This window comes from Alicycliphilus sp. T452, from assembly GCF_054512775.1.
Genome location: NZ_JBTNEH010000002.1, coordinates 252,346 through 273,555, shown reverse-complemented (window position 1 = coordinate 273,555; position 21,210 = coordinate 252,346). Strand labels below are relative to the sequence as shown.

The following is a 21,210-nucleotide window of genomic DNA, read 5'->3' as shown; positions in this document are numbered from 1 at the left end:
TCACCACACAGGTGGACGCGGTGGATGGGCCCGCGCCCGTCCGCATGCGCGGCGAATTCACTGGCAGGCCTCGCAGGATGGGTCGTCGATGGCGCAGAACTTCACGTCGGTGGCGGGCAATGCGCCTGCCTGCGCCTGGGCCGCCGCAGCTGCCGCGTTGAGCGCGCCGGACTGCGAGTCGGTGCCCGCGGAAACCGCGTTGAGCTGGCGCGTGTTCACGGTGCTCATCTCCACGTGCGTGGCGCTTTGCGTGCGCAGGTAGTAGGTGGTCTTGAGGCCGCGCACCCAGGCGAGCTTGTAGGTCTCGTCGAGCTTCTTGCCCGAGGCGCCGGCCATGTAGATGTTCAGGCTCTGGGCCTGGTCTATCCATTTCTGGCGGCGCGCCGCAGCCTCCACGAGCCAGGTGGGCGCGACCTCGAAGGCCGTGGCGTACAGGGCCTTGACGTCCTGCGGCACGCGGTCGATCGCATGCAGCGAGCCCTTGAAGTGCTTGAGGTCCATGAGCATCACGTCGTCCCACAGGCCCAGCTTCTTCAGGTCGCGCACCAGGTACTGGTTGATGACGGTGAACTCGCCCGACAGGTTGGACTTGACCGACAGGTTGCCGAACGAGGGCTCGATGGAGGCGTCCACGCCCACGATGTTGGAGATGGTGGCCGTGGGCGCGATGGCGATGCAGTTGGAGTTGCGCATGCCGTCCTGCGCGATCTTGCCGCGCAGGGCGTCCCAGTCCAGGCGCGTGGTGCGGTCCACCTCGACGTAGCCGCCGCGCTCCCTGGCCAGCAGTTCCAGCGAGTCGAGCGGCAGGATGCCCTTGGACCACAGCGAGCCTTCGTAGCTCGAATAGCTGCCGCGCTCCCTGGCGAGCTCGGTCGAGGCCCGGTAGGCGTAGTAGCAGATGGCTTCCATCGACTCGTCGGCGAAGGTCACGGCCGCGTCGCTGGAGTAGGGGATGCGCAGCTCGTACAGCGCGTCCTGGAAGCCCATCAGGCCCAGGCCCACGGGGCGGTGGCGCAGGTTGGAGTCGCGCGCCTTGTCCACGGCGTAGTAGTTGATGTCGATGACGTTGTCGAGCATGCGCATGGCCGTGCCCACGGTCTTGCGCAGCTTGCCGTGGTCGATGGCGCCGTCCTTGAGGTGGCGCGCGAGGTTCACCGAGCCCAGGTTGCACACGGCCGTCTCGGTGTCGCTGGTGTTGAGCGTGATCTCGGTGCACAGGTTGGAGCTGTGCACCACGCCCACGTGCTGCTGCGGCGAGCGGATGTTGCAGGGGTCCTTGAAGGTGATCCAGGGGTGGCCCGTCTCGAACAGCATCGAGAGCATCTTGCGCCACAGGTCAACGGCCGGCACGCGCTTGAAGAGCTGCAGCTCGCCGCTGTCCACCTTGGCCTCGTAGGCGGTGTAGGCGCGCTCGAAGGCCTGGCCATACAGGTCGTGCAGGTCGGGCACGTCGGAGGGCGAGAACAGCGTCCACTGGCCCTTGTCCATCACGCGCTTCATGAACAGGTCGGGGATCCAGTTGGCCGTGTTCATGTCGTGCGTGCGTCGCCGGTCGTCGCCGGTGTTCTTGCGCAGCTCCAGGAATTCCTCGACGTCCAGGTGCCAGCTCTCCAGGTAGGCGCATACGGCGCCCTTGCGCTTGCCGCCCTGGTTCACGGCCACGGCCGTGTCGTTGACCACCTTGAGGAAGGGCACCACGCCCTGCGACTCGCCGTTCGTGCCCTTGATGCGCGCGCCGAGGGCGCGCACGCGCGTCCAGTCGTTGCCCAGGCCGCCGGCGAACTTGGACAGCAGCGCGTTTTCCTTGATGGACTCGTAGATGCCGCCGAGCTCGTCGGGCACCGTGGTCAGGTAGCACGAGGACAGCTGCGAGCGCAGCGTGCCGCTGTTGAACAGCGTGGGCGTGCTGCTCATGAAGTCGAAGGAGGACAGCAGCTCGTAGAACTCGATGGCGCGCGCCGATCCCGTCGTTTTAGGGTCGCCCTCCCGCAGCGCCAGGCCCATGGCCACGCGCATGAAGAAGGCCTGGGGCAGCTCGATGCGCGTCTTGCGCACGTGCAGGAAGTAGCGGTCGTACAGCGTCTGCAGGCCCAGGTAGTCGAACTGCTGGTCGCGCTCGGCCTGCAGTGCCTGGCCCAGGCGCTGCAGGTCGAAGTCCAGCAGGCGCGGGTCCAGCAGCTCGTTGTCCACGCCCTGGCGGATGAACTGGGGAAAGCTGCCGGCATAGGCCGCCGCCATGTCGGCGGGCGCCACGTCGTGGCCCAGCACCTCGCGCACGATGGTGTGCAGCAGCAGGCGTGCGGTGGCATAGGTGTAGCCGGGGTCCTTCTCGATCAGGGTGCGGGCCGCAAGAATGGAGGCCTTGTAGACCTCGTCCATGGGCACGCCGTCGTACAGGTTGCGCAGGGTCTCGGCGGCGATGGGCGCGGCCTGGACGTCTTTGCCCAGGTTGGCGCAGGCGGACTCGATCAGCGCCTGCAGGCGCAGGATGTCGAGCTCGACGCGCTGGCCCTTGTCCAGCACATACAGTGCCGGCATCTGGGGCAGCAGCTGCTCTTTCTTCTGCGCGCGTTCCTGCGCGCGGCGCTCGCGGTACAGCACGTAGGCGCGCGCCACCTCGTGGTGGCTGCCGCGCATCAGGCCCAGTTCCACCTGGTCCTGCACGTCCTCGATGTGGAAGGTGCCGCCGCTCGGGCGAGAGCGCATCAGGGCGCGCACCACGGCCTGGGTGAGCTCGTCCACCACCTCGCGCACGCTGGCGGACGCCGCGCCCTGCGTGCCGTGCACGGCGAGAAACGCCTTCATCATGGCCACGGCGATCTTCTGCGGCTCGAAGGGGACGACGGCGCCGTTGCGGCGGATGATCTGGTAGTGGCTGAAGACGCCGCCCGAGGCGTCGGTGGCGGGTGTGCCTGCGGCATGGGGCTGCGTGGAAGGCGCGGTGTCGGCGTGAATGGACGAAACTTGCATGGGTTTCCTCTTTGGTGTGTCGTCAGGGGGGGTGGCGCGCCGGGAAAGACAGCCGGCGGGCCTCGGTGAGGGGTGCGGTTGATGTCTTATCGAACACTATACATATGGTGTTCGAAGTACTCAAGACACTACAGGTAGTGTATATCCGTATGAAGGGTGTCGGGAGGAACGGCTTCCCGGAAGGCGATGCCGTGCCAGGCCCTTGCCGCATGGGGCCCGGGCGCGCGCATGCCAATGGCGGCGCGTGTCTGCGGCGTTTTTGGCGCGCAGGCGCGCGCCATGTCTCAAGGAGGGAACAGGATGCCCGAGCCCGCGAAGGCCGATCGCAGCCGCCGCCACTCGAATCCCGGGCCGGGGTCGTTCTTGCGGTGGGGCGCGATGTGTTCGTGCCCGGCGATGTAGCCGATGGGGTAGCGCCGCGCCAGGGCGGCGCACAGGCGGGTCAGGCTGCGGTATTGGGGCTCTTCGAATGCCCGGCCCTCCAGGCCTTCGAGCTCCACGCCGATGGAGTCGTCATTGCAGGCGTCGCGCCCGCGGTAGTGCGAGCGCCCGGCATGCCAGGCCCGCCGATCGGCGTCCACGAACTGCCACAGCCGGCCGTCGCGGGCAATGAAGAAATGGGCCGAGACCTCCAGCCCGCGGATGCTCTGGAAGTAGGGGTGAGCGTCCCAGTCGAGCCGGTTGGTGAACAGCTGCTGCACCGCCGTGCCGCCGTACTGGCCCGGCGGCAGGCTGATGGAGTGCACGACGACCAGGTCGATGAGGGCGCCCGCCGGCCGTGCGCCGTGGTTGGGCGAGCGCACGCGGCGCGCGGGCAGGTACCAGCCGCCTTGCCATGGCGGGCCCGGCCTACTGTGCTTCGCCATGGCTGTCGCCGTCCTGCGGCATGGCGATGTTGAGCCGGTCGATGCGGTAGCGGATCTGGCGCAGGCTGATGCCCAGGCGCGCCGCCGTGGCCGTGCGATTGAAGCCCGTCTCGCGCAGGGCGCGCACGAGGATTTCGCGCTCATGCTGGTCCAGCCAGGCCTGCAGGTCGCTGGGCAAGGGGGGCTCTTCGCTGGCGGCGGGTGGCGGCGCGGGGGGCGTGCCGGCCTCCGGTGGCGTTGGGTGCGGGGGCGCGGGGACGGCGGCGGCGACCTCCGCGGTGGCGGCAGCGGGGTGTTCCACCTGCAGTTCGTTCCCGTCGCTCAGGGCCACGGCGCGGTGCAGCAGGTTTTCCAGTTCGCGCACATTGCCCGTGAGCGGGTGCTGGGCGATGCGCTGCAGCGCGGCGCCGCTCAGGCGCGGCACGGGGGTGCCCGATTCCTGCTCGATGCGGGCGAGCAGCGCCTCGCACAGCGCGGGCAGGTCCTCGCGCCGCTCGCGCAGCGGCGGGATCAGGAGCTCGATCACGTTCAGGCGGTAGTACAGGTCCTGGCGAAAGCGCCCGGCCTGCACGTCGGCCGCAAGGTCGCGGTGCGTGGCGCTGACGATGCGCACGTCCACGGTCTCTTCCTGCGTGGAGCCCAGCGGGCGGATGCTGCGCTCCTGGATGGCGCGCAGCAGCTTGGACTGCATGGGCAACGGCAGGTCGCCGATCTCGTCCAGGAACAAGGTCCCGCCGCGGGCGGCCTGGAAGTAGCCCTCGCGGTCGCTGGTCGAGCCGGTGTAGGAGCCCTTGCGCGCGCCGAAGAACTCGGCTTCGAGCAGGTTCTCGGGAATGGCGCCGCAGTTCACCGCGACCAGCGGACCGTCGGCGCGCTGGCTGCTGGCATGCAGGGCGCGCGCCACCAGCTCCTTGCCCGTGCCCGATTCGCCGCGGATCAGCACGGGCGCCATGCTGCGCGCCACCTTGGCGATGCGCTGCTTGACGTTGCGCATGGCCTCGGACTCGCCGATCAGGCGCGCGAGCACCGGGTTGTCCGCGTCCGGCTCCTGCGCGGGCGTGCGGGGGGGCGTGGCGGCGGGCAGCACGCCGCCCGTGCCCTGGATGGCCGAGGCCACGACCGAGCGGAACTGCTTGAGGTCCACGGGCTTGGTCAGGTAGTCGAACGCTCCCGAGCGCAGCGCCTCCACGGCGTTCTCGGCCGAGCCGTAGGCCGTCATGACCACGCAGCGCTCGCGCCGCTGCTGCTCGCGCAGGTCGTACAGCAGGTCCAGCCCCAGGCCGTCGGGCAGCCGCATGTCGGTGATCACGGCGTCGAACCTGCGGCGCTGCAACTGCTCGCGCGCCTCGGCCACGCTGGCGGCGGTCTCCACGCGGTAGCCCTCGCGCAGCAGCGTCAGCTCGTAGAGCGTGCGCAGGTCGGGCTCGTCGTCGACGACGAGGATGGATGCGGCGGTGGCGGTGGCGTTCATGGAACCGGCGAGCGTGTCAGACCACGATTGTGTCAAACAGTGAGGAGCTCTCCGCAGGGCGCGTGGCGCTGCGGAACGTGACGCTGAAGGCATTGCCCGCCACGGTGCCGCGCGCCAGCGCCCGGTTGGCGCGCTGGTAGGCGATGGCCGCGCCGTGGCGCTGGCACAGCTGCCGGCAGATGTACAGGCCCAGGCCGCTGGAGCGGCTCTCCGACGAGAAGAAGGGTTCGAACAGGTGCCGCTCCACGGACTTGTCCAGCGGCGCGCCATCGCTCCAGACCTGCAGCCTGACCTGGCCCGCGGCCGTGGCACTCGTGCTCAGGCACAGCGAGTCGGGCTCCTGCCCCATGTAGCGCAGCGCGTTGTCCAGCAGGTTCACCAGCACCCGGCGCAGGTGCTCGGCGTCGAACTCCACCTGGGCCGCGCCCGCGTTCAGCTCCAGGCACCCCTGCCGGCGGGCGGGGTCGTGCGCCTGCCAGTCGTTCCAGGCCTGCAGCACCGTGGCGTCCAGGGCCAGCGTGGACGAGGGCGCATGGCCGATCTGGTGCTGCACCCGGGCGATGTCGAGCACGTCCTCGGAGATGCGCACCAGCCGTTCGGCGTTCTGCCGCACCATGTGGGCCAGGCGCTTGTGGCCGGGGTCGCTCAGGTCCTCGTCCAGCAGCTCGTTGGCCTGGACGATGGCCGCCAGCGGGTTGCGTATCTCGTGCGCCACCGCGGCCGACATGCGGCCCATCGCGGCCAGCTTCTCGGTGCGCAGGCGCGCCTCCATCTCGCGCAGGTCGTGCAGGAACATCACGCACAGCGGCTCCTCGTCCGATGCGCCGGAGGCCGGCTGCGTGCGGGTGAGCCAGGTGCGGATGCGCAGGCCCATGGGGCTTTGGCCTTCGTGCAGGATGTTCACGTCGGCGTGCTGGGGCTGCTCCTGCCGGAACGTCTGCCGCGCCAGATCCATCAGGGACTGCCCGGCCGGGGTGCGCTCCAGCGCGAAGGGCGTGGAGGTCTTGGCCGCGGGGCCCAGCAGCAGCAGGGCTGCGGGGTTGGCCAGGCGCACCTGGCCCTGGCGGTCCAGCACCAGCACGCCGTCGGCCACGTGCTGCATGACCAGGGCGCTCACGGCGGTCTGCGTGCGCGCATCCATCTGGCTGCGCCGTGCCATCTGCTGCTCGCTGGTGAGCCTGGCCGCCAGCAGGTGTACCAGGTAGGCCACCAGGAAATAGCCCGTGCCCGTCACCGCCGTCTGCAGGTAGCGCTGCGTGGCGTCGCCCCCGCCCTGGCTGCCCAGCCACCAGGCCCAGGCCAGCAGCAGCAGGGTCACGCCCGCGGTGGTGCCCAGGGCCAGCGTCAGCGTGCCCAGCACGCCGGCCATCAAGATGGGCAGGCCGAACAGCGGCGTGAAGTTCATGCTGCCCGACTGGTGCAGTATCTGCAGCAGGCCGACGAGCGCGATGTCCACCCCGATCGAGGGCAGCCACTGGATGCCCGGGCGCGGATCGGGCGGCGTGCCGGCGCCGAACACCCGCAGCAGGGTGGCCGCGATCAGGTAGCCGAAGCTGGTCGCCAGCAGCGCGGGCTCTATGGCCTGGTTCAGCACCATGCCCAGCAGCTGCAGCAGCAGCAGCGCCTGCGCCACCATGACGCGGGCCGTGAGGAAAGCCTTCCACAGGCGCTGGAATGGCGGGCGGCCCGGGAGCGGTGCGGGTGTCGCTCGTGGCATGGCGGATTCGTTCACGCTCAGGCCGGCCCCTGCTCCTGGTGCGCGCGGCAGCAGTAGCTGCGGCCGTCCGCCCACAGGGCCTCGCCCTGCGGCAGGTGCACGCCGCAATGCGCGCAGCGGACCATGTCCTGCGGCGGCGCGATGCCCGGGCGGGGCGTGCCGCCCTGGCGCGGCGGCGGGCGGCGCTGGCTGCGCCACAGGGCGTAGACGACGGCGATCACCGCCAGCACGATGAGGTACTTCATGCCGCCCTCACGTCGTGCGCCCGAGCACCACCTCGAGCACGAAGCGCGAACCCACGTAGGCCAGCAGCAGCAGGGCCGCGCCCGCGTACAGCACGCGCACGGCGCTGCGCCCGCGCCAGCCGAAGCGCGAACGGCCCAGCAGCAGCACGGCGAACGTGATCCAGGCCAGCATGGAGAACACGGCCTTGTGGTCCCAGAGCCAGGCGCGGCCGTAGAGCTGCTCGCTGAACAGCCAGCCGGCGACCAGCGTGGCCGACAGCAGCACGAAGCCCGCCGCCACGAAGCGGAACGTGAGGCGCTCCAGCGTCAAGAGCGGCATGCCGCTGAGCGAATCGGCCGCCAGGCGCATCTGCCGTTCCGCGCGGCCCATGAGTGCGGCATGGACCACGGCGGCGGCGAACAGGCCGTAGCACGCGATGCCCAGCGTCAGGTGCAGCGGCAGCCATGGCGAGGCCGAGACGTGCAGCGGCCGGCCGGGAAACAGCGCCGCCAGGAGCACGGTGACGCCGCCCAGCGCGCACAGCGCCCAGCGCGTGCGCATCTGCGGAAACAGCTGGCGCTCCACGGCGTAGGTGGTGAGCACCAGCCAGGCCGTCATCGACAGGGCGGCGGCGAAGCCGAAATGCGGCGTGCTGCCCAGCAGCCCCCAGGCCAGGGCGGCCGCATGCAGTGCCCAGGCCGGCGCCATGGCCAGGTGGCCATGGCCCGCCTTGGCGCGCGATGCCACGGCCGCGGCCAGCGCATAGGCGACGGCGGTGGCCAGAGCGAGCAGCCAGGCAAGAGGGGAAGCACTGGGTAAAATCATGAGTTCGCAGTTTAGCCTTTCGCCCCTGGCCGCCGGGGCTGAGCCATCGGCCGGCGCATGCCCGGGTCGATGCATCTGGAGCATTGGGCCATGGCCTCCGCACTCACCGAAAAACTCACCCGTCTCGTCAAGGAGATGCGCGGCCAGGCCCGCATCACCGAATCCAACGTGCAGGACATGCTGCGCGAGGTGCGCATGGCGCTGCTCGAGGCCGACGTGGCCCTGCCCGTGGTGCGCGACTTCATCGCCCGCGTCAAGGAAAAGGCACTGGGCCAGGAGGTGCTGGGCAGCTTGAAGCCCGGCCAGGCGCTGGTGGGCATCGTCAACCAGGAACTGGCCGCCACCATGGGCGAGGGCGTGGCCGACATCAACCTGGCCGCGCAGCCGCCCGCCGTCATCCTGATGGCCGGCCTGCAGGGCGCGGGCAAGACCACGACCACCGCCAAGCTGGCCAAGCACCTGATCGAGAAGCGCAAGAAGAAGGTGCTCACCGTCTCGGGCGACGTGTACCGCCCGGCCGCCATCGAGCAGCTCAAGACCGTGACGAAGCAGGCCGGCGCCGAGTGGTTCCCCAGCAGCCCCGACCAGAAGCCGCGCGACATTGCGCTGGCCGCGCTGGACTACGCCCGCAAGCACTACTTCGACGTGTTGCTGGTGGACACGGCCGGGCGCCTGGCCATCGACGAGCTGCTGATGCAGGAGATCAAGGACCTGCACGCGGTGCTGAACCCCGTGGAGACCCTGTTCGTCGTGGACGCCATGCAGGGCCAGGACGCGGTGAACACGGCCAAGGCGTTCAAGGAGGCGCTGCCGCTCACCGGCATCGTCCTCACCAAGCTGGACGGCGACTCGCGCGGCGGCGCGGCGCTGTCGGTGCGCGCCATCACCGGCGCGCCGATCAAGTTTGCCGGCGTATCCGAGAAGATCGACGGCCTGGAGGTGTTCGACGCCCAGCGCCACGCCGGGCGCATCCTGGGCATGGGCGACATCGTGGCCCTGGTCGAGCAGGTCACGGCCGGCGTGGACCTGGAGGCCGCGCAAAAGCTCGCCGCCAAGGTCAAGAGCGGCGACGGCTTCGACCTCAACGACTTCCTGGCCCAGCTCCAGCAGATGAAGCAGATGGGGGGGCTGTCCAGCCTCATGGACAAGCTGCCCGCGCAGCTCACGGCCAAGGCCGGCCAGGTGGACATGGACAAGGCCGAGCGCGACATCCGCCGCAAGGAAGGCATCATCTGCAGCATGACCGCGCAGGAGCGCCGCAGGCCCGAACTCATCAAGGCCACGCGCAAGAAGCGCATCGCCGCTGGCGCCGGCGTTCAGGTGCAGGAAGTCAACCGCCTGCTCAACGAATTCGAGCAGATGCAGGGCATGATGAAAAAGATGAAGGGTGGCGGCCTCATGAAGCTCATGAAGAAGATGGGCGGCATGAAGGGCGGCCTGCCCGGCATGGGCGGCATGCCGCGCTTCTAGCAGAAAAGGCGTCCAGCGCTTGCCAGTCAAGCGCCGGAAGCTATCAAATCGGAAGCGGCCGTGCGCTTTCGGCGGTCACCACCTCGCCGCGCAGCGTGTAGGTGCGCGCCTCGGTGATCTTCACGTCGATCATCTGGCCGATGAGCCGCTCGTGGCCGGGGAAGTTGACCACGCGGTTGCACTCGGTGCGGCCCATGAGCTCGCCGGCGTCGCGCTTGGACACGCCCTCCACCAGCAGGCGCTGCACCGTGCCCACGCGCTCCTGGCTGATCTCCAGGATGTTGCGGTTGATGACGGCCTGCAACTCTTGCAGGCGGCGCAGCTTCACGTCGTGCGGCGTGTCGTCGTGCAGGTTGGCGGCGGGCGTGCCGGGGCGGGGGCTGAAGATGAAGCTGAAGGAGTTGTCGAAGCGCACGTCGTGGATCAGCTTCATCATCTTCTGGAAGTCTTCCTCGGTCTCGCCGGGGAAGCCCACGATGAAGTCGCTGCTCATGGCCATGCCGGGGCGTATGGCCTTGAGCTTCCTCACCGTGCTCTTGTATTCCATGGCCGTGTAGCCGCGCTTCATGGCCATCAGGATGCGGTCGCTGCCGTGCTGCACGGGCAGGTGCAGGTGGCTGACGAGCTTCGGGATCCTGGCGTAGGCCTCGATCAGGCGCGGCGTGAATTCGTTGGGGTGGCTGGTGGTGTAGCGGATGCGCTCTATGCCCGGGATCTCGGCCACGTATTCGAGCAGCAGGGCGAAGTCGGCCTTCTCGGCCGTCTCGCCCATGGCGCCCAGGTAGGCGTTGACGTTCTGGCCCAGCAGCGTGACTTCCTTCACGCCCTGGTCGGCCAGGCCCGCCACCTCGACCAGCACGTCCTCGAAGGGGCGGCTCACTTCCTCGCCGCGCGTGTAGGGCACGACGCAGTAGCTGCAGTACTTGCTGCAGCCTTCCATGATGGAGACGAAGGCGCTCGCACCCTCGACGCGCGCGGGCGGCAGGTGGTCGAACTTCTCGATCTCGGGGAAGCTGATGTCCACCTGCGGCTTGTGCTGCTTCTCGCGGGCGCTCAGCAGCTCGGGCAGGCGGTGCAGGGTCTGCGGGCCGAAGACCACGTCCACGAAGGGCGCGCGCTTGATGATCTCCTCGCCCTCCTGGCTGGCCACGCAGCCGCCCACGCCGATGAGCACACCCTTTTCCTTGAGGTGCTTGACGCGGCCGAGGTCCGAGAACACCTTCTCCTGCGCCTTCTCGCGCACCGAGCAGGTGTTGAAGAGGATGAGGTCGGCTTCCTCGGGGTCGTCGGTGCTCTGGTAGTCCTGCGCGGCGCCCAGCACGTCGGCCATCTTGGCCGAGTCGTACTCGTTCATCTGGCAGCCGAAGGTTTTGATGAAGACTTTCTTGGACATGGCGGTCTCGTAAAAAGGCGATGCGCCGCGGCCCGTGCGGGGCGCGGCCGGCGGGGGGGAGGGCGGATCAGCGCGGCGTGGCGGCCGGCTCGGTGCGGATGTTGGTGATGACGGCGTCGTCGCCCTTGCGGGGCTGGCGGGCCTCGGCCTCGGTCAGTATCCAGGCCGTGAGCAGCATGCCCGTGCTGGCCTCGGTCACGTAGTTCACCTTGAGCGGCTGGCCGATCAGGGTGTGGGCGAACACCAGCGCGTTCTGCGGATTGAAGATGCGCAGGCCGGGCGCGAGGCGGATGGCCTTGCCGTTGAGCTCGGCCTCGGCCGGGTTCACGATCTTGAGGCTGCCGCGCAGCGCGGCAGGGGGGAAGGGGCGCTGGCCGGCGGGCGTGGGGGCCTGTTGCGCCCCTGCCGCCAGGGGCAGGGCGAGCGCGGCGGCAAGCGCCAGGGCGGACAATGGGGTGCAGCGTGTCATGGTGTGTATCCAGGGGCTGTTGACGAGAGGGCACAAGAAAAAAACCCACAGCGCCTGGGGCGCTGCGGGTTTCTTGTTTTCTGGTGGTGGTACCGGGACTTGAACCTGGGACATCAGCATTATGAATGCTGCGCTCTAACCAACTGAGCTATACCACCGAAGCTCTAGATTATAAATCAAAAAATCACTGGTGCGTGAAGTTCGGGGCGCGCTTGTTCACGAAGGCGTCCATGCCTTCCTTCTGGTCCTGGGTGGCGAACAGGGCGTGGAACAGGCGGCGCTCGAACATCACGCCGTCGGACAGCGTGCCTTCGAAGGCGCGGTTGACCGATTCCTTGGCGGCCATCACGGCGATCTGCGAGAAGCCGCTGATGACGATGGCGGCGCCCAGGGCGTCCTCCATGAGCTTGTCCAGGGGCACGACGCGGCTGACGAGGCCCGCGCGCTCGGCTTCGGTGGCGTCCATCATGCGGGCGGTGAGGGCCATGTCCATGGCCTTGGCCTTGCCCACGGCCCGCGGCAGGCGCTGCGTGCCGCCGGCGCCGGGGATCACGCCGAGCTTGATCTCGGGCTGGCCGAACCGGGCGTTGTCGGCGGCGATGATGAAGTCGCACATCATCGCCAGCTCGCAGCCGCCGCCCAGGGCGTAGCCGGCCACGGCCGCGATCACGGGCTTGCGGATCGAGCGGATGGTTTCCCAGTTGCGCGTGATGTAGTCGCCCTTGTAGGCGTCGGCAAAGCTGTACTGGGCCATGGCGCCGATGTCGGCGCCGGCGGCGAAGGCCTTCTCGCTGCCCGTGAGGACGATGCAGCCGATCTTCTCGTCGGCGTCGAACGCCTTGAGCGCGGCGCCCAACTCGTCCATGAGCTGGCCGTTCAGGGCGTTGAGCTGCTTGGGGCGGTTCAGCGTGATGATGCCGACCTTGTCCGCCTCGGTGCGGACTTCGATGCATTCGTAGGCCAAGGTGATCTCCAGTGTGTAGTGGGTGGATGGCCTGAATATACCCAAGTACCCAAGGCCGCCTACGCCGGGCTCGCGGCGCCCAGCCAGCGCTGCGCCACGGCGGCGTCCTGCACGTCCAGGCGCACCGTGTCGGCCGCGGCGCCGGCGTCGGCGGCCGGCAGCGCGAGCGGCAGGCGCAGCAGGCGCCGGTCGCGGGCCACGAGCGCGGTGGCTTCGGTGGCGCCGCCCGCGTAGAGCAGCAGTTCGTCGAGCTTGAGCAGGCGCCAGGCCTGGCCCTGCGCCTCCAGCGCCAGCCATTCGTCGCCGGCCATGAAGCCGGCGGCCTCGGCCGCGCCGCCGCGCAGCACGGTCTTGACCTGGATGCCGCCGTTCTCGGCCACGCGCAGGCCCAGGCGCTGGGCGGTCTGCGCGGGTTCGGCCTGCACGGTGATGCCGTGCGCGGCCAGCAGCTCGGCCACCGGCAGGTCCGCGGTGCCGTGCACCCACTGCGCGATCTCGCCCGACCAGTCGCGGCCCGAGAGCTCCTGCAGCACGGCGAGCACGTCGGCCTCGGCCATGGGGCCGCCGCCGGTGCGCTGCCACAGCGCGCGCATCACGTCGTCGAGCGTGGTGCGGCCTTCGCGGCGCAGCGCCAGGTCCAGGCACAGGGCGACGAGCGAGCCCTTGGTGTAGTAGCTCACCGTGGCGTTGGGCGTGTTCTCGTCCTGGCGGTAGTACTTGATCCAGGCGTCGAAGCTCGCCTGCGCCACCGACTGCACCAGGCGCCCCGGCGTCTGCAGCACCTGGTTGATGGCCTTGGTCAGCAGCTTGAGGTAGCCGGCGTGGTCGATCAGGCCGGCGCGGCGCAGCAGCAGGTCGTCGTAGTAGCTGGTGAAGCCCTCGAAGAACCACAGCAGCCGGGTGTAGTTCTCGCTCGCGTAGTCGTAGCGCGCGAACTCGGCCGGGCGCAGGCGCTTGACGTTCCAGGCGTGGAAGTATTCGTGGCTGACGAGCCCGAGCAGCGTGGTGTAGCCCTCGGACGCGCGCAGGTCCTTGTCGCCCTGGCCCAGGCGCGGCAGGTCGCGCCGGCTGCAGATCAGGGCCGTGGAGTTGCGGTGCTCCAGGCCGCCGTAGCCGTCGTGCACCGCGTTGAGCATGAAGAGATAGCCGTCGAACGGTGGCTGCCCCGCGCCGTGCCAGAAGCGGATGGCCTCCTCGCAGATGCGCTGCATGTCGCGCGCCAGGCGCTCGCCGTCGAAGGAGGGCGCGGCGCCCGCCACCACCAGCCGGTGCGGCACGCCGCAGGCGCTGAAGCTGGCGGTCCACAGCGGGCCCATCTCCACGGGGCAGTCGGCCAGCTCGTCGTAGCCGCGCGCGGTGTAGCTGCCGAAGCCCGAGGCGTCCACCTGCACGGGCGCCAGCCCCGTGGCCAGCGACCAGCCGGCCAGGGCCGGAGGCCGCACCACTTCGAGGCCGTGCGCCGCATCCTCCTGGCCGTGCACGCGCAGGCACAGGCTGGTGGCGTTGAAGAAGCCGCGCGTGGCGTCCAGCCAGGCCGTGCGCACCGAGTTGTCGTAGGCCGCCACGGCGTAGCTCAGCACCAGCGGCTCACCGGGCCTGCACTGCGCCACCCAGCGGTGCTTGTCCAGCTGCGCGAGCGGCACCTCGGCGCCGCCCTGGCATGCGCGCAGCGACTGCAGGTTCTTGGAGAACTCGCGCACCAGATAGCTGCCCGGGATCCAGACGGGCAGCGACAGCTCCTGCCGCGCCGCGGGCGCGGCCACGGTGAGCGTGACCCGGTACAGGTGGGCGTGGCACTCGCCGGGGTCGATGCGGTAGTGGATGGCGGGCAGGGAGGAGGGCATGGGCGGTGCGGGCGGCGGTATCGAAAGAATAGCTGTCAGCGCTTGCTATGCGTTGTTTTCAGAAAGAAAAGCACCTGAAACAAAGAAATGGCAAGCGCAGGCAGCTCATGTATCAGGAGCAGAGGCCGGCGCGCGGCCGACTGCCTACTTGTCGGAAGAGGCGGCGGCCGCGGCCAGGCGCTTTTCCACGTCCTGCGCGCCGATGGCGCCGGGCACGCGCGAGCCGTCGGCAAAGATCAGCGTGGGCGTGCCGGTGATCTTGTGCTTGCGCCCGAAGGCCAGGTTGCGCTGCAGCGCGGCCGTGTCGCAGCTGGCGGCCGCCGGCGTCTTGTCGCGCAGCATGTGGTCCTGCCAGGCGGCGGCGCGGTCCTTGGCGCACCAGATGTTGCGCGACTTCTCGGCCGAGTCGGGGCTCAGGATGGGGTAGAGGAACAGGTACACGGTCACGTTGTCCACGTTCTGCAGGTCGCGCTCGAAGCGCTTGCAGTAGCCGCAGTTCGGGTCCTCGAAAACGGCCAGCTTGCGCTCGCCCTTGCCGTGCACGATGGTGAACGCGTCCTGCAGCGGCAGCGCCTTGAAGTCCACGGCCGTCAGCTTGTTCAGGCGGTCCTCGGTCAGGTTGCGCCGCGCCTTGGTGTCGATCAGCTCGCCCTGGATCAGGTAGTTGCCCTGGGCGTCGGTGTAGAACAGGTCCGTGCCCATGCGCACCTCGTAGAGCCCCTTCATCGGCGTGGAGCGCACCTCGTCGATCTGCTGCAGCTGCGGGATGCGCTCGGCCAGGGTCTTGCGGATCGCCGACTCTTGCGCCGAGGCGGTCAGGCCCAGCAGGGCCAGCGTGGCGCCCGCGAACAGTGCGGACAGGGCGTGGGTGGGAAATCGGTTCGGTTTCTTGGCAATCATGTCGTTCTTCAGTGCGTCGTTCCCATGGCCTGGCGGGCCGTCCATTCCTTGAGCAGACCGCTGCGCTCGAAGCCCTTGAGGCCCCAGTTGCGCAGCGCCTGCAGCGGTGCCTCGCGGCGTGCGAACAGCTGCTGCAGCCCGTCCATGGCCAGGCCCATGGGCAGCAGCGCCGCCTTGCGTTCGCGCTCGTAGCGGCGCAGCAGCCGCAGGTCGGCAATGCTGCGCCAGTCGCGTTCCGTCAGGGTGCGCGCCAGCGCCTGGACGTCGGCCAGTCCCAGGTTCAGGCCCTGGCCCGCCAGCGGGTGCACGTTGTGCGCCGCGTCGCCGGCCAGCACCCAGCTGTGCGTGCCCGGTGCGCCGTCCGCGTGCTGGCTGCCGCACCAGTGGTTGGCCCGTGCTTGCTGCAGCGGCCAGGCCGCGCGGCGGCTGGCCAGTTCGAGTGCGCCCAGCGCGCCCTGGCTGGCTTCCTGCACACGCAGGGCAAAGGCTTCGGGTTCCAGCGCCAGCAGTTGCTGCGCCTGCTCCTGGGGGACAGACCAGACGATGGCGACGGAGTTCCCCTGTTCGCCGCCCAGCGGCAAGAAAGCCAGGATGCCGCCGTCGGCCTGGAACCACTGGCGCGCCGTCTGGCCGTGCGGCAGCGCGCAGCGCAGCCGCGCGGCAATGGCCTGCTGCCCGTACGGGGTGGCGGCGAATTCCACGCCGAACTCGTCGCGCGTGCGGCTGGCGCGGCCCTCGCACACCGCGGTGAGCGTGGCCGGCACGGGGCTGGAGACCAGTTCCACCTGCGGCTGGTAGCGCACCGCTTCGGCCAGGCGGACTTCCAGCGCGGGGACATCGACGATCCAGGCCAGTGCATCCACGTGCTGCGCCGCGGCATCGAAATGCACGCTGCCGCCCTGGTCGCCCTGGATCTCCATGCGTGCCACCGGGGTGGCGTGGTGGGCGTCGGGCCAGGCGCGCAGGGACTGCAGCAGCCCGCGCGACGCGGCATTGAGGGCGTAGGCCCGCACATCTTCGTGCGGTTCGGCCGACGAGGGGGCGTCGTCCGGGCCGACCAGCGCCACGCGCAGGCGGTCGCGGGCCAGGAGCAGGGCGAGCGTGCGGCCCACGATGCCACTGCCGCGGATACATACATCAAAGGTTTGCGCCATGCCGGGCATTGTAGGAGCCGGGCGGCGGCCCGCCCGAAGCAGCGGGGTGCTCCACGGGGCGGACCCGGGGCGCGTCAGAGCAGGGCCTTGATGAGGTCCGGGCGCAGCAGCACCAGCCGGCCGTAGCGGTGCGCCACCCAGCCGTCCTGCTCCCACTGGCGCAGCAGCTGGTTCACGCGCTGGCGCGTACTGCCGACCATCTGGGCCAGCACCTCCTGCGACAGGTGCAGATCGATGCCCACGCCGCCGCCTTGCGGTTGCCCAAAGCTCTGGGACAGGTCCAGCAGCCGCATCGCCAGCCGCTGCTCCAGCGAGTGGGTCGCGAAGGCCTCGAAATTCTCCGTCAGCAAGCGCAGGCGCGAGCTTTCGAGCTGCAGCAGCTTGCGGCTGAGCGCGGGATGGGCCGCGAGCAGCGCCTCGAAATCGGGGACGGACAGCTGCAGCAGCCGCACCGGCGTGTGGGCATGGGCGGTGTGGGTGCGCGGGCCGCCGTCGAGCACCGACACCTCGCCGAACCAGGCGCCGGGCTCGTAGAAGGTCAGCAGCGCCTCGCGCCCTTCGCTGGAGGTGCCGCTGATGCGCACGCAGCCTTCCAGCAGGGCGAACAGGTGGTCGAGCGGATCGCCGCGGTGGAACAGGCACTGCCCCTGCGCCAGCACGCGCAGGCGGGCGCGGGCGAGCACGGCCTCCCGCACCGGCTGCGGCAGGCCGGCGAACCAGGGGTTGGACATGAGGATTTCGTGGTGCCGGGCGCTCGCGGTGCTCAAGGCCTGTCTCCGGGGTGTCTGTCTGCAAATCGCGGACAGATTTTTGCACCGGAGCGGCACACCATGCACGGCACAAAGACCTTCAGGAGACAAGGATGCCCCGTTTTCACTCCCCCGCCGTCCGCACAGCCCGCCGCTGGCTGCTGGCCCTGCCGCTGGCCGCCGCCGTGGCGGCCCCGCTGGGCGCCCATGCCCAGCAGGAGCTGAAGTACGCCTCCGCCGCCCCGCCTGGCTCCATCTTCGCCAGGCAGATCGAGCGCCTGGCCGCCGACATCGCGGCCGAGACCGGCGGCGCCGTCAAGATCGTGCCCTTCCACAACTCGCAGCTCGGCGCCGAGGCCGACGTCATCAGCCAGATCGCGCGGGGCCGCCTGGACATGGGCGGCTTCGCCTCCACCACGCTGGCGCTGCAGGTGCCCGAGGTGGCGATGCTGCAGATGCCGTTCTTCTTCGACAGCGAGGCGCAGCGCGACTGCGTCATGGACGGGCACGTCAAGCCGCTGCTCGAGGCCGCGCTGGAGAAGAAGGGCCTGAAGTTCGTCACCTGGGGCGAGAGCGGCTCGGGCCAGCTCATCGGCAAGAAGGCCTATGCCGGCCCCGAGGACGTGCGCGGCATCAAGATGGGCATCTTCGCCAGCAAGTCGTGGAGCGAGTTCTGGCGCCGCTTCGGCGCCAACCCGGTGCCGGTGTCGTCGCCCGACATGGCGTCGTCGCTGCAGACCGGGCTGATCGACGCGCTGAGCACCTCGCCCGTGTTCTACGTGACCTCGGGCCTGAACAAGATCGCGCCGGTGCTGACCAAGGTGGACATCGCCGGCATGCTGACCATCAACGTCATCAACAAGAAACTGTTCGACGGCTTCCCGCCCGCGGTGCAGGCCCAGTTCATGAAAGGCACCTTCAAGGTGCCCACGGCCACCGTGCGCAAGGAGATCCGCGAGTTCAACGAAGTGGTGCTGGCCGCGCACACCAAGGGCGGCGGCACCGTGGCCAGCGTCGCGCCCGAGCAGCGCGCCGCGTGGCAGAAGGGCCTGGAGGGCTACTACGGCCAGATCGCCAAGGACTACGGCCCCGCGGGCGAGAGGCTCTACGCCGCCATGAGCGCGGGCAAGAAGGCCTGCAAGGCCCAGAACTGACGCAGGCACTGCGCACGATGGCGGCGGACACATTGGCTCCGCCGCCGGTTCCGGCATAGACGGCGCGCCAGGGATGCGCGCCCCAGGAGACTTTCCATGAATACCCCCCACGCGGTGGTGCGGCACCCGCCTGCGCCATCCTTCGTCACGGGCCTGCTGCGGGGCTGGCACTGGCTGGAGACCACCGTCGCCATCGTGGCCTACCTGTTCATCATGCTGCTGCTGATGAGCGACGTGCTCGGGCGCGAGCTGGTCGGCCCGCTGCTGCGCCTGCTGGGCTTCGAGCCCGGCGCCACCGGCATCTACGGCTCGCAGCGCATCGCGCTGTACGCCATGGTCGTCGGCGCCTTCCTGGGCCTGGGCATCGCCACCGCCACGGGCACGCACCTGCTGCCGCGCGTGGGCTTCGGCTGGCTGCCCAGGGCCTGGGCGCCGGCGGTGGACCGCATCGCCGACGTGCTGACTGGCGCCATCCTGTGCGCCACGACCTGGTACGCGGTCGAGTTCGTCAACGGCTCGCGCGCCTCGGAGAACGTGGTGGCGGTGCTGGACGCGCCGGCCTGGCTGATCCAGATCGTGATCCCGGTGGGCTTCCTGTCCGCCGCGCTGCGCTACTTCATCTTCGCGCTGTGGCCCGCCGCCCGGCCCGCGCCACCGGAGTTCCAGGAATGACCGCCGCGCTTCTCCTCATCGCCATCGTGCTGGCGATGCTGGCCCTGCGCCAGCCGCTCGTGAGCATGCTGCTCGTCGCCATCGGCTATGCCCACATGGTCTGGGGCTCGGGCAGGCTCGAATACGTCATCGAGGACATGTGGGTGTCGCTCGAGAAAGAGACCCTGCTCGCCATCCCCATGTTCCTGCTGTGCGGCGGCGTGATGACGCGCGGCTCCACCGCGCGGCGCCTGGTGCGCATCGCGGCCGCGCTGACGCGCCAGATCCCCGGCGGCCTGGCGATTGCCTGCATCCTGGCGAGCATGGTGTTCGCGGCCATCTCGGGCTCGTCCATCGTGACCATGCTGGCCGTCGGCGGCGTGATGCTGCCCGCGCTCAAGGAGGCGGGCTACACCAGCCGCTTCGCGCTCGGCGTGGTGCTGGCGGGCGGCTCGCTGGGCGTGGTGCTGCCACCCTCGATCCCGCTCATCATCTTCGGCTTCCTGACCGAGACCTCGCTGACCGAACTGTTCGTGGCGGGTCTGCTGCCCGGGCTGCTGCTGGTCGTGCTGTTCGCGCTGTACTCGCTGTGGGTGTGCCGTCACATCCCCACGCAGCGCTTCTCGTGGCGTGAGCTGTGGGACGCGCTGCGCCACGGCTGGCTCGCGGCGCTCATGCCCGTCATCCTGCTGGGCGGCATCTACAGCGGCTACTTCTCGCCCACCGAGTCCGCCGCCGTGGCGCTGATGTACGCGCTGGTCATCGAGGTGTTCGTCCACAAGGACATGAAGCTGTCGGAGATGCGCAACGTGGTGGTGGACGCTGTCAAGACCTCGGGCTCGCTGTTCCCGCTGTTCGCCGTGGCCTTGAGCCTGGCACTGCTGCTGACCGAGCACCGCGTGCCCGATGCGCTGGTGCAGCTCATGCAGGGCTGGTTCTCGGGGCCCGTCAGCTTCATGGTCGCCGTGAACATCCTGCTGTTCGTGGTGAGCTGCGTGATGACCACCACCGAGGCCCTGCTGATCCTCGGCCCGCTGCTCACGCCGGTGGCCGTGTCCTTCGGCTACGACAAGGCCTTCTTCGGCGTCGTGATGATCCACAACCTGGAAATCGGCTTCCTCGTGCCGCCGCTGGGCATGAACCTGCTCGTGGCCATGACCGCGTTCAAGCAGCGGCTCGGCGACCTGGCGCTGGCGGCGGTGCCCTGGATCGTGCTGATGGTGATCGGCCTGGCCATCATCATCTGGCAGCCGGGCATCGCCATGTACCTCGTCAACGGCAAATGGTGACGCCCATGAGTGACAGCCGCTTCTTTTCCCAGAGCTATGCCGGGGCCCGCCGCCTGTTCCTGCGGGCGGCGTCGGATGCCGGCCTGACCGTGCAGAGCCATGCGCACCCGCTGGCCGGGCGCAACGGCGAAGACCTTGCGATGGACGTGGCCCGCCTGGGCCCCGCCGACGCGCGCGCGCTGCTGATCGTCAGCAGCGCCTGCCACGGCGTGGAGGGCTTCTGCGGCTCGGGCGTGCAGAACGCGCTGCTGGCCGACCCCGGCTTCCACGCCCAGGCGCGCGAGGCCGGCGTGGCCGTGCTGTACATCCACGCGCTCAACCCCTGGGGCTTCTCGTGGTGGCGGCGCTGGACGCACGAGAACGTGGACCTGAACCGCAATTTCGCGGACTTCAGCCGCCCCGAGGCCCTGCCCGCCAACTCCGGCTACGAAGCGCTGGCCGATGTGCTGGTCACCGACCGCTGGCCCGACCCCGAGGCCGACGCCGTGCTGCGCGACTACATGGCGAAGCACGGCCAGCCCGCGATCCAGCAGGCCGTCAGCGGCGGCCAGTACACGCACGCGGGCGGCCTGTTCTACGGCGGCCGCGCGCCCACCTGGAGCCACCGCACGGTGCGCGCGGTGCTGCGCGCGCATGCCACGCGCTGCGAGCGCCTGGCCTGGATCGACCTGCACACGGCGCTTGGCCCCGAGGGCCATGCCGAGCGCATCGCCAGCACGCGCGACGGCGATGCCGCAGGGCTGGCGCGCGCCCGCGCCTGGTGGGGTGCCGGGGTCACCTCGATGTACGGGGACGATTCGGTCAGCGCCCCGCTGCAGGGCCACATGGGCCTGCTGCCCTACGAGGAATGCCCGCAGGCCGACTACGCCGGGATCATGCTGGAGTACGGCACCGTGCATGGCGAGGAGGTGCTCATGGCGCTGCGCGGCGACCAGTGGCTGGCCCGCCACCCCGAGGCCGACGCCGCCACGCGCGCGGCGATCAAGCGCCGCGTGCGCGACGCCTTCTACGTCGACACGGACGCCTGGAAGGCCCGCATCGTCGAGCAGGGCCTGGACGCCGCGCGCGATGCGCTGGCCGCCCTGGCCGCCCCCTGATC

The 21,210-nt window shown here is 69.8% G+C and carries 18 protein-coding genes and 1 tRNA gene; 5 read left to right on the top strand and 14 right to left on the bottom strand.

The genetic code is table 11. The features are described from left to right. Positions 1–57: 57 nt before the first annotated feature. The 6 genes from ACX12L_RS02825 to ACX12L_RS02800 form a co-directional block, all read right to left on the bottom strand. The gene (locus tag ACX12L_RS02825) at positions 58–2,970 is read right to left on the bottom strand and encodes a ribonucleoside-diphosphate reductase subunit alpha (RefSeq protein ID WP_459261228.1); all 2,913 of its coding nucleotides are present in this window, start codon (positions 2,968–2,970) and stop codon (positions 58–60) included. Positions 2,971–3,254: 284 nt separating this feature from the next. Further along, positions 3,255–3,836: a 1,6-anhydro-N-acetylmuramyl-L-alanine amidase AmpD gene (gene ampD / locus ACX12L_RS02820; RefSeq protein WP_459261227.1), complete on the bottom strand. Its 582-nt coding sequence runs from the start codon at positions 3,834–3,836 to the stop codon at positions 3,255–3,257. Continuing rightward, complete coding sequence (locus ACX12L_RS02815; RefSeq protein WP_459261225.1) at positions 3,820–5,307, bottom strand: sigma-54-dependent transcriptional regulator; 1,488 nt, start codon at positions 5,305–5,307, stop codon at positions 3,820–3,822. The genes ampD and ACX12L_RS02815 overlap by 17 nt, the downstream gene beginning before the upstream one ends. Positions 5,308–5,323: 16 nt before the next feature. Beyond that, on the bottom strand, positions 5,324–7,024 hold the full coding sequence (locus ACX12L_RS02810) for a sensor histidine kinase (RefSeq protein WP_459261224.1): 1,701 nt from the start codon (positions 7,022–7,024) through the stop codon (positions 5,324–5,326). 17 nt (positions 7,025–7,041) lie between these two features. After that, a complete protein-coding gene (locus tag ACX12L_RS02805; RefSeq protein ID WP_459261222.1) occupies positions 7,042–7,269 on the bottom strand; it encodes a PP0621 family protein in 228 nt (75 codons plus the stop codon). Positions 7,270–7,276: 7 nt separating this feature from the next. Beyond that, positions 7,277–8,074, bottom strand: a complete 798-nt coding sequence (locus ACX12L_RS02800) for a cytochrome C assembly family protein (RefSeq protein WP_459261221.1) — start codon at positions 8,072–8,074, stop codon at positions 7,277–7,279. Between the two features lie 90 nt (positions 8,075–8,164). On the opposite strand from ACX12L_RS02800, the gene ffh reads away from it, so the two are divergent. After that, positions 8,165–9,544: a signal recognition particle protein gene (gene ffh, locus ACX12L_RS02795; RefSeq protein ID WP_459261219.1), complete on the top strand. Its 1,380-nt coding sequence runs from the start codon at positions 8,165–8,167 to the stop codon at positions 9,542–9,544. Positions 9,545–9,587: 43 nt separating this feature from the next. Here ffh and miaB read toward each other — a convergent pair whose 3' ends face one another. The 8 genes from miaB to ACX12L_RS02755 all read right to left on the bottom strand — a co-directional run bounded on the left by miaB (position 9,588) and on the right by ACX12L_RS02755 (position 17,035). Continuing rightward, positions 9,588–10,937, bottom strand: a complete 1,350-nt coding sequence (gene miaB / locus ACX12L_RS02790) for a tRNA (N6-isopentenyl adenosine(37)-C2)-methylthiotransferase MiaB (protein WP_459261218.1) — start codon at positions 10,935–10,937, stop codon at positions 9,588–9,590. Positions 10,938–11,004: 67 nt separating this feature from the next. Beyond that, the gene (locus ACX12L_RS02785) at positions 11,005–11,406 is read right to left on the bottom strand and encodes a hypothetical protein (protein ID WP_459261217.1); all 402 of its coding nucleotides are present in this window, start codon (positions 11,404–11,406) and stop codon (positions 11,005–11,007) included. A gap of 81 nt (positions 11,407–11,487) precedes the next feature. Next, positions 11,488–11,564: transfer RNA gene (locus ACX12L_RS02780), tRNA-Met, on the bottom strand. Between the two features lie 26 nt (positions 11,565–11,590). Next, complete coding sequence (locus tag ACX12L_RS02775; protein WP_459261216.1) at positions 11,591–12,370, bottom strand: enoyl-CoA hydratase; 780 nt, start codon at positions 12,368–12,370, stop codon at positions 11,591–11,593. Between the two features lie 59 nt (positions 12,371–12,429). Next, positions 12,430–14,214 carry a M61 family metallopeptidase gene (locus ACX12L_RS02770; protein ID WP_459261215.1) on the bottom strand — a complete coding sequence of 595 codons (1,785 nt, stop codon included), beginning with the start codon at positions 14,212–14,214 and terminating at the stop codon, positions 12,430–12,432. A 144-nt stretch (positions 14,215–14,358) separates the two neighbouring features. Continuing rightward, positions 14,359–15,114, bottom strand: a complete 756-nt coding sequence (locus ACX12L_RS02765) for a DsbC family protein (RefSeq protein WP_459261214.1) — start codon at positions 15,112–15,114, stop codon at positions 14,359–14,361. A gap of 8 nt (positions 15,115–15,122) precedes the next feature. Continuing rightward, positions 15,123–16,268, bottom strand: a complete 1,146-nt coding sequence (locus tag ACX12L_RS02760; protein WP_459261213.1) for an FAD-dependent monooxygenase — start codon at positions 16,266–16,268, stop codon at positions 15,123–15,125. A 74-nt stretch (positions 16,269–16,342) separates the two neighbouring features. Next, positions 16,343–17,035: a Crp/Fnr family transcriptional regulator gene (locus tag ACX12L_RS02755; protein ID WP_459261212.1), complete on the bottom strand. Its 693-nt coding sequence runs from the start codon at positions 17,033–17,035 to the stop codon at positions 16,343–16,345. Between the two features lie 95 nt (positions 17,036–17,130). On the opposite strand from ACX12L_RS02755, the gene ACX12L_RS02750 reads away from it, so the two are divergent. The 4 genes from ACX12L_RS02750 (at position 17,131) to ACX12L_RS02735 (ending at position 21,208) form a co-directional block, all read left to right on the top strand. Next, complete coding sequence (locus ACX12L_RS02750; protein ID WP_459261211.1) at positions 17,131–18,171, top strand: TRAP transporter substrate-binding protein; 1,041 nt, start codon at positions 17,131–17,133, stop codon at positions 18,169–18,171. Between the two features lie 96 nt (positions 18,172–18,267). Beyond that, entirely contained in the window at positions 18,268–18,843 is a 576-nt protein-coding gene (locus ACX12L_RS02745) for a TRAP transporter small permease (protein WP_459261210.1), read from the top strand. Then, positions 18,840–20,111 carry a TRAP transporter large permease gene (locus ACX12L_RS02740; RefSeq protein WP_459261209.1) on the top strand — a complete coding sequence of 424 codons (1,272 nt, stop codon included), beginning with the start codon at positions 18,840–18,842 and terminating at the stop codon, positions 20,109–20,111. The genes ACX12L_RS02745 and ACX12L_RS02740 overlap by 4 nt, the downstream gene beginning before the upstream one ends. Before the next feature lie 5 nt (positions 20,112–20,116). Further along, on the top strand, positions 20,117–21,208 hold the full coding sequence (locus ACX12L_RS02735) for a M14 family metallopeptidase (RefSeq protein WP_459261208.1): 1,092 nt from the start codon (positions 20,117–20,119) through the stop codon (positions 21,206–21,208). Positions 21,209–21,210: the final 2 nt, after the last annotated feature.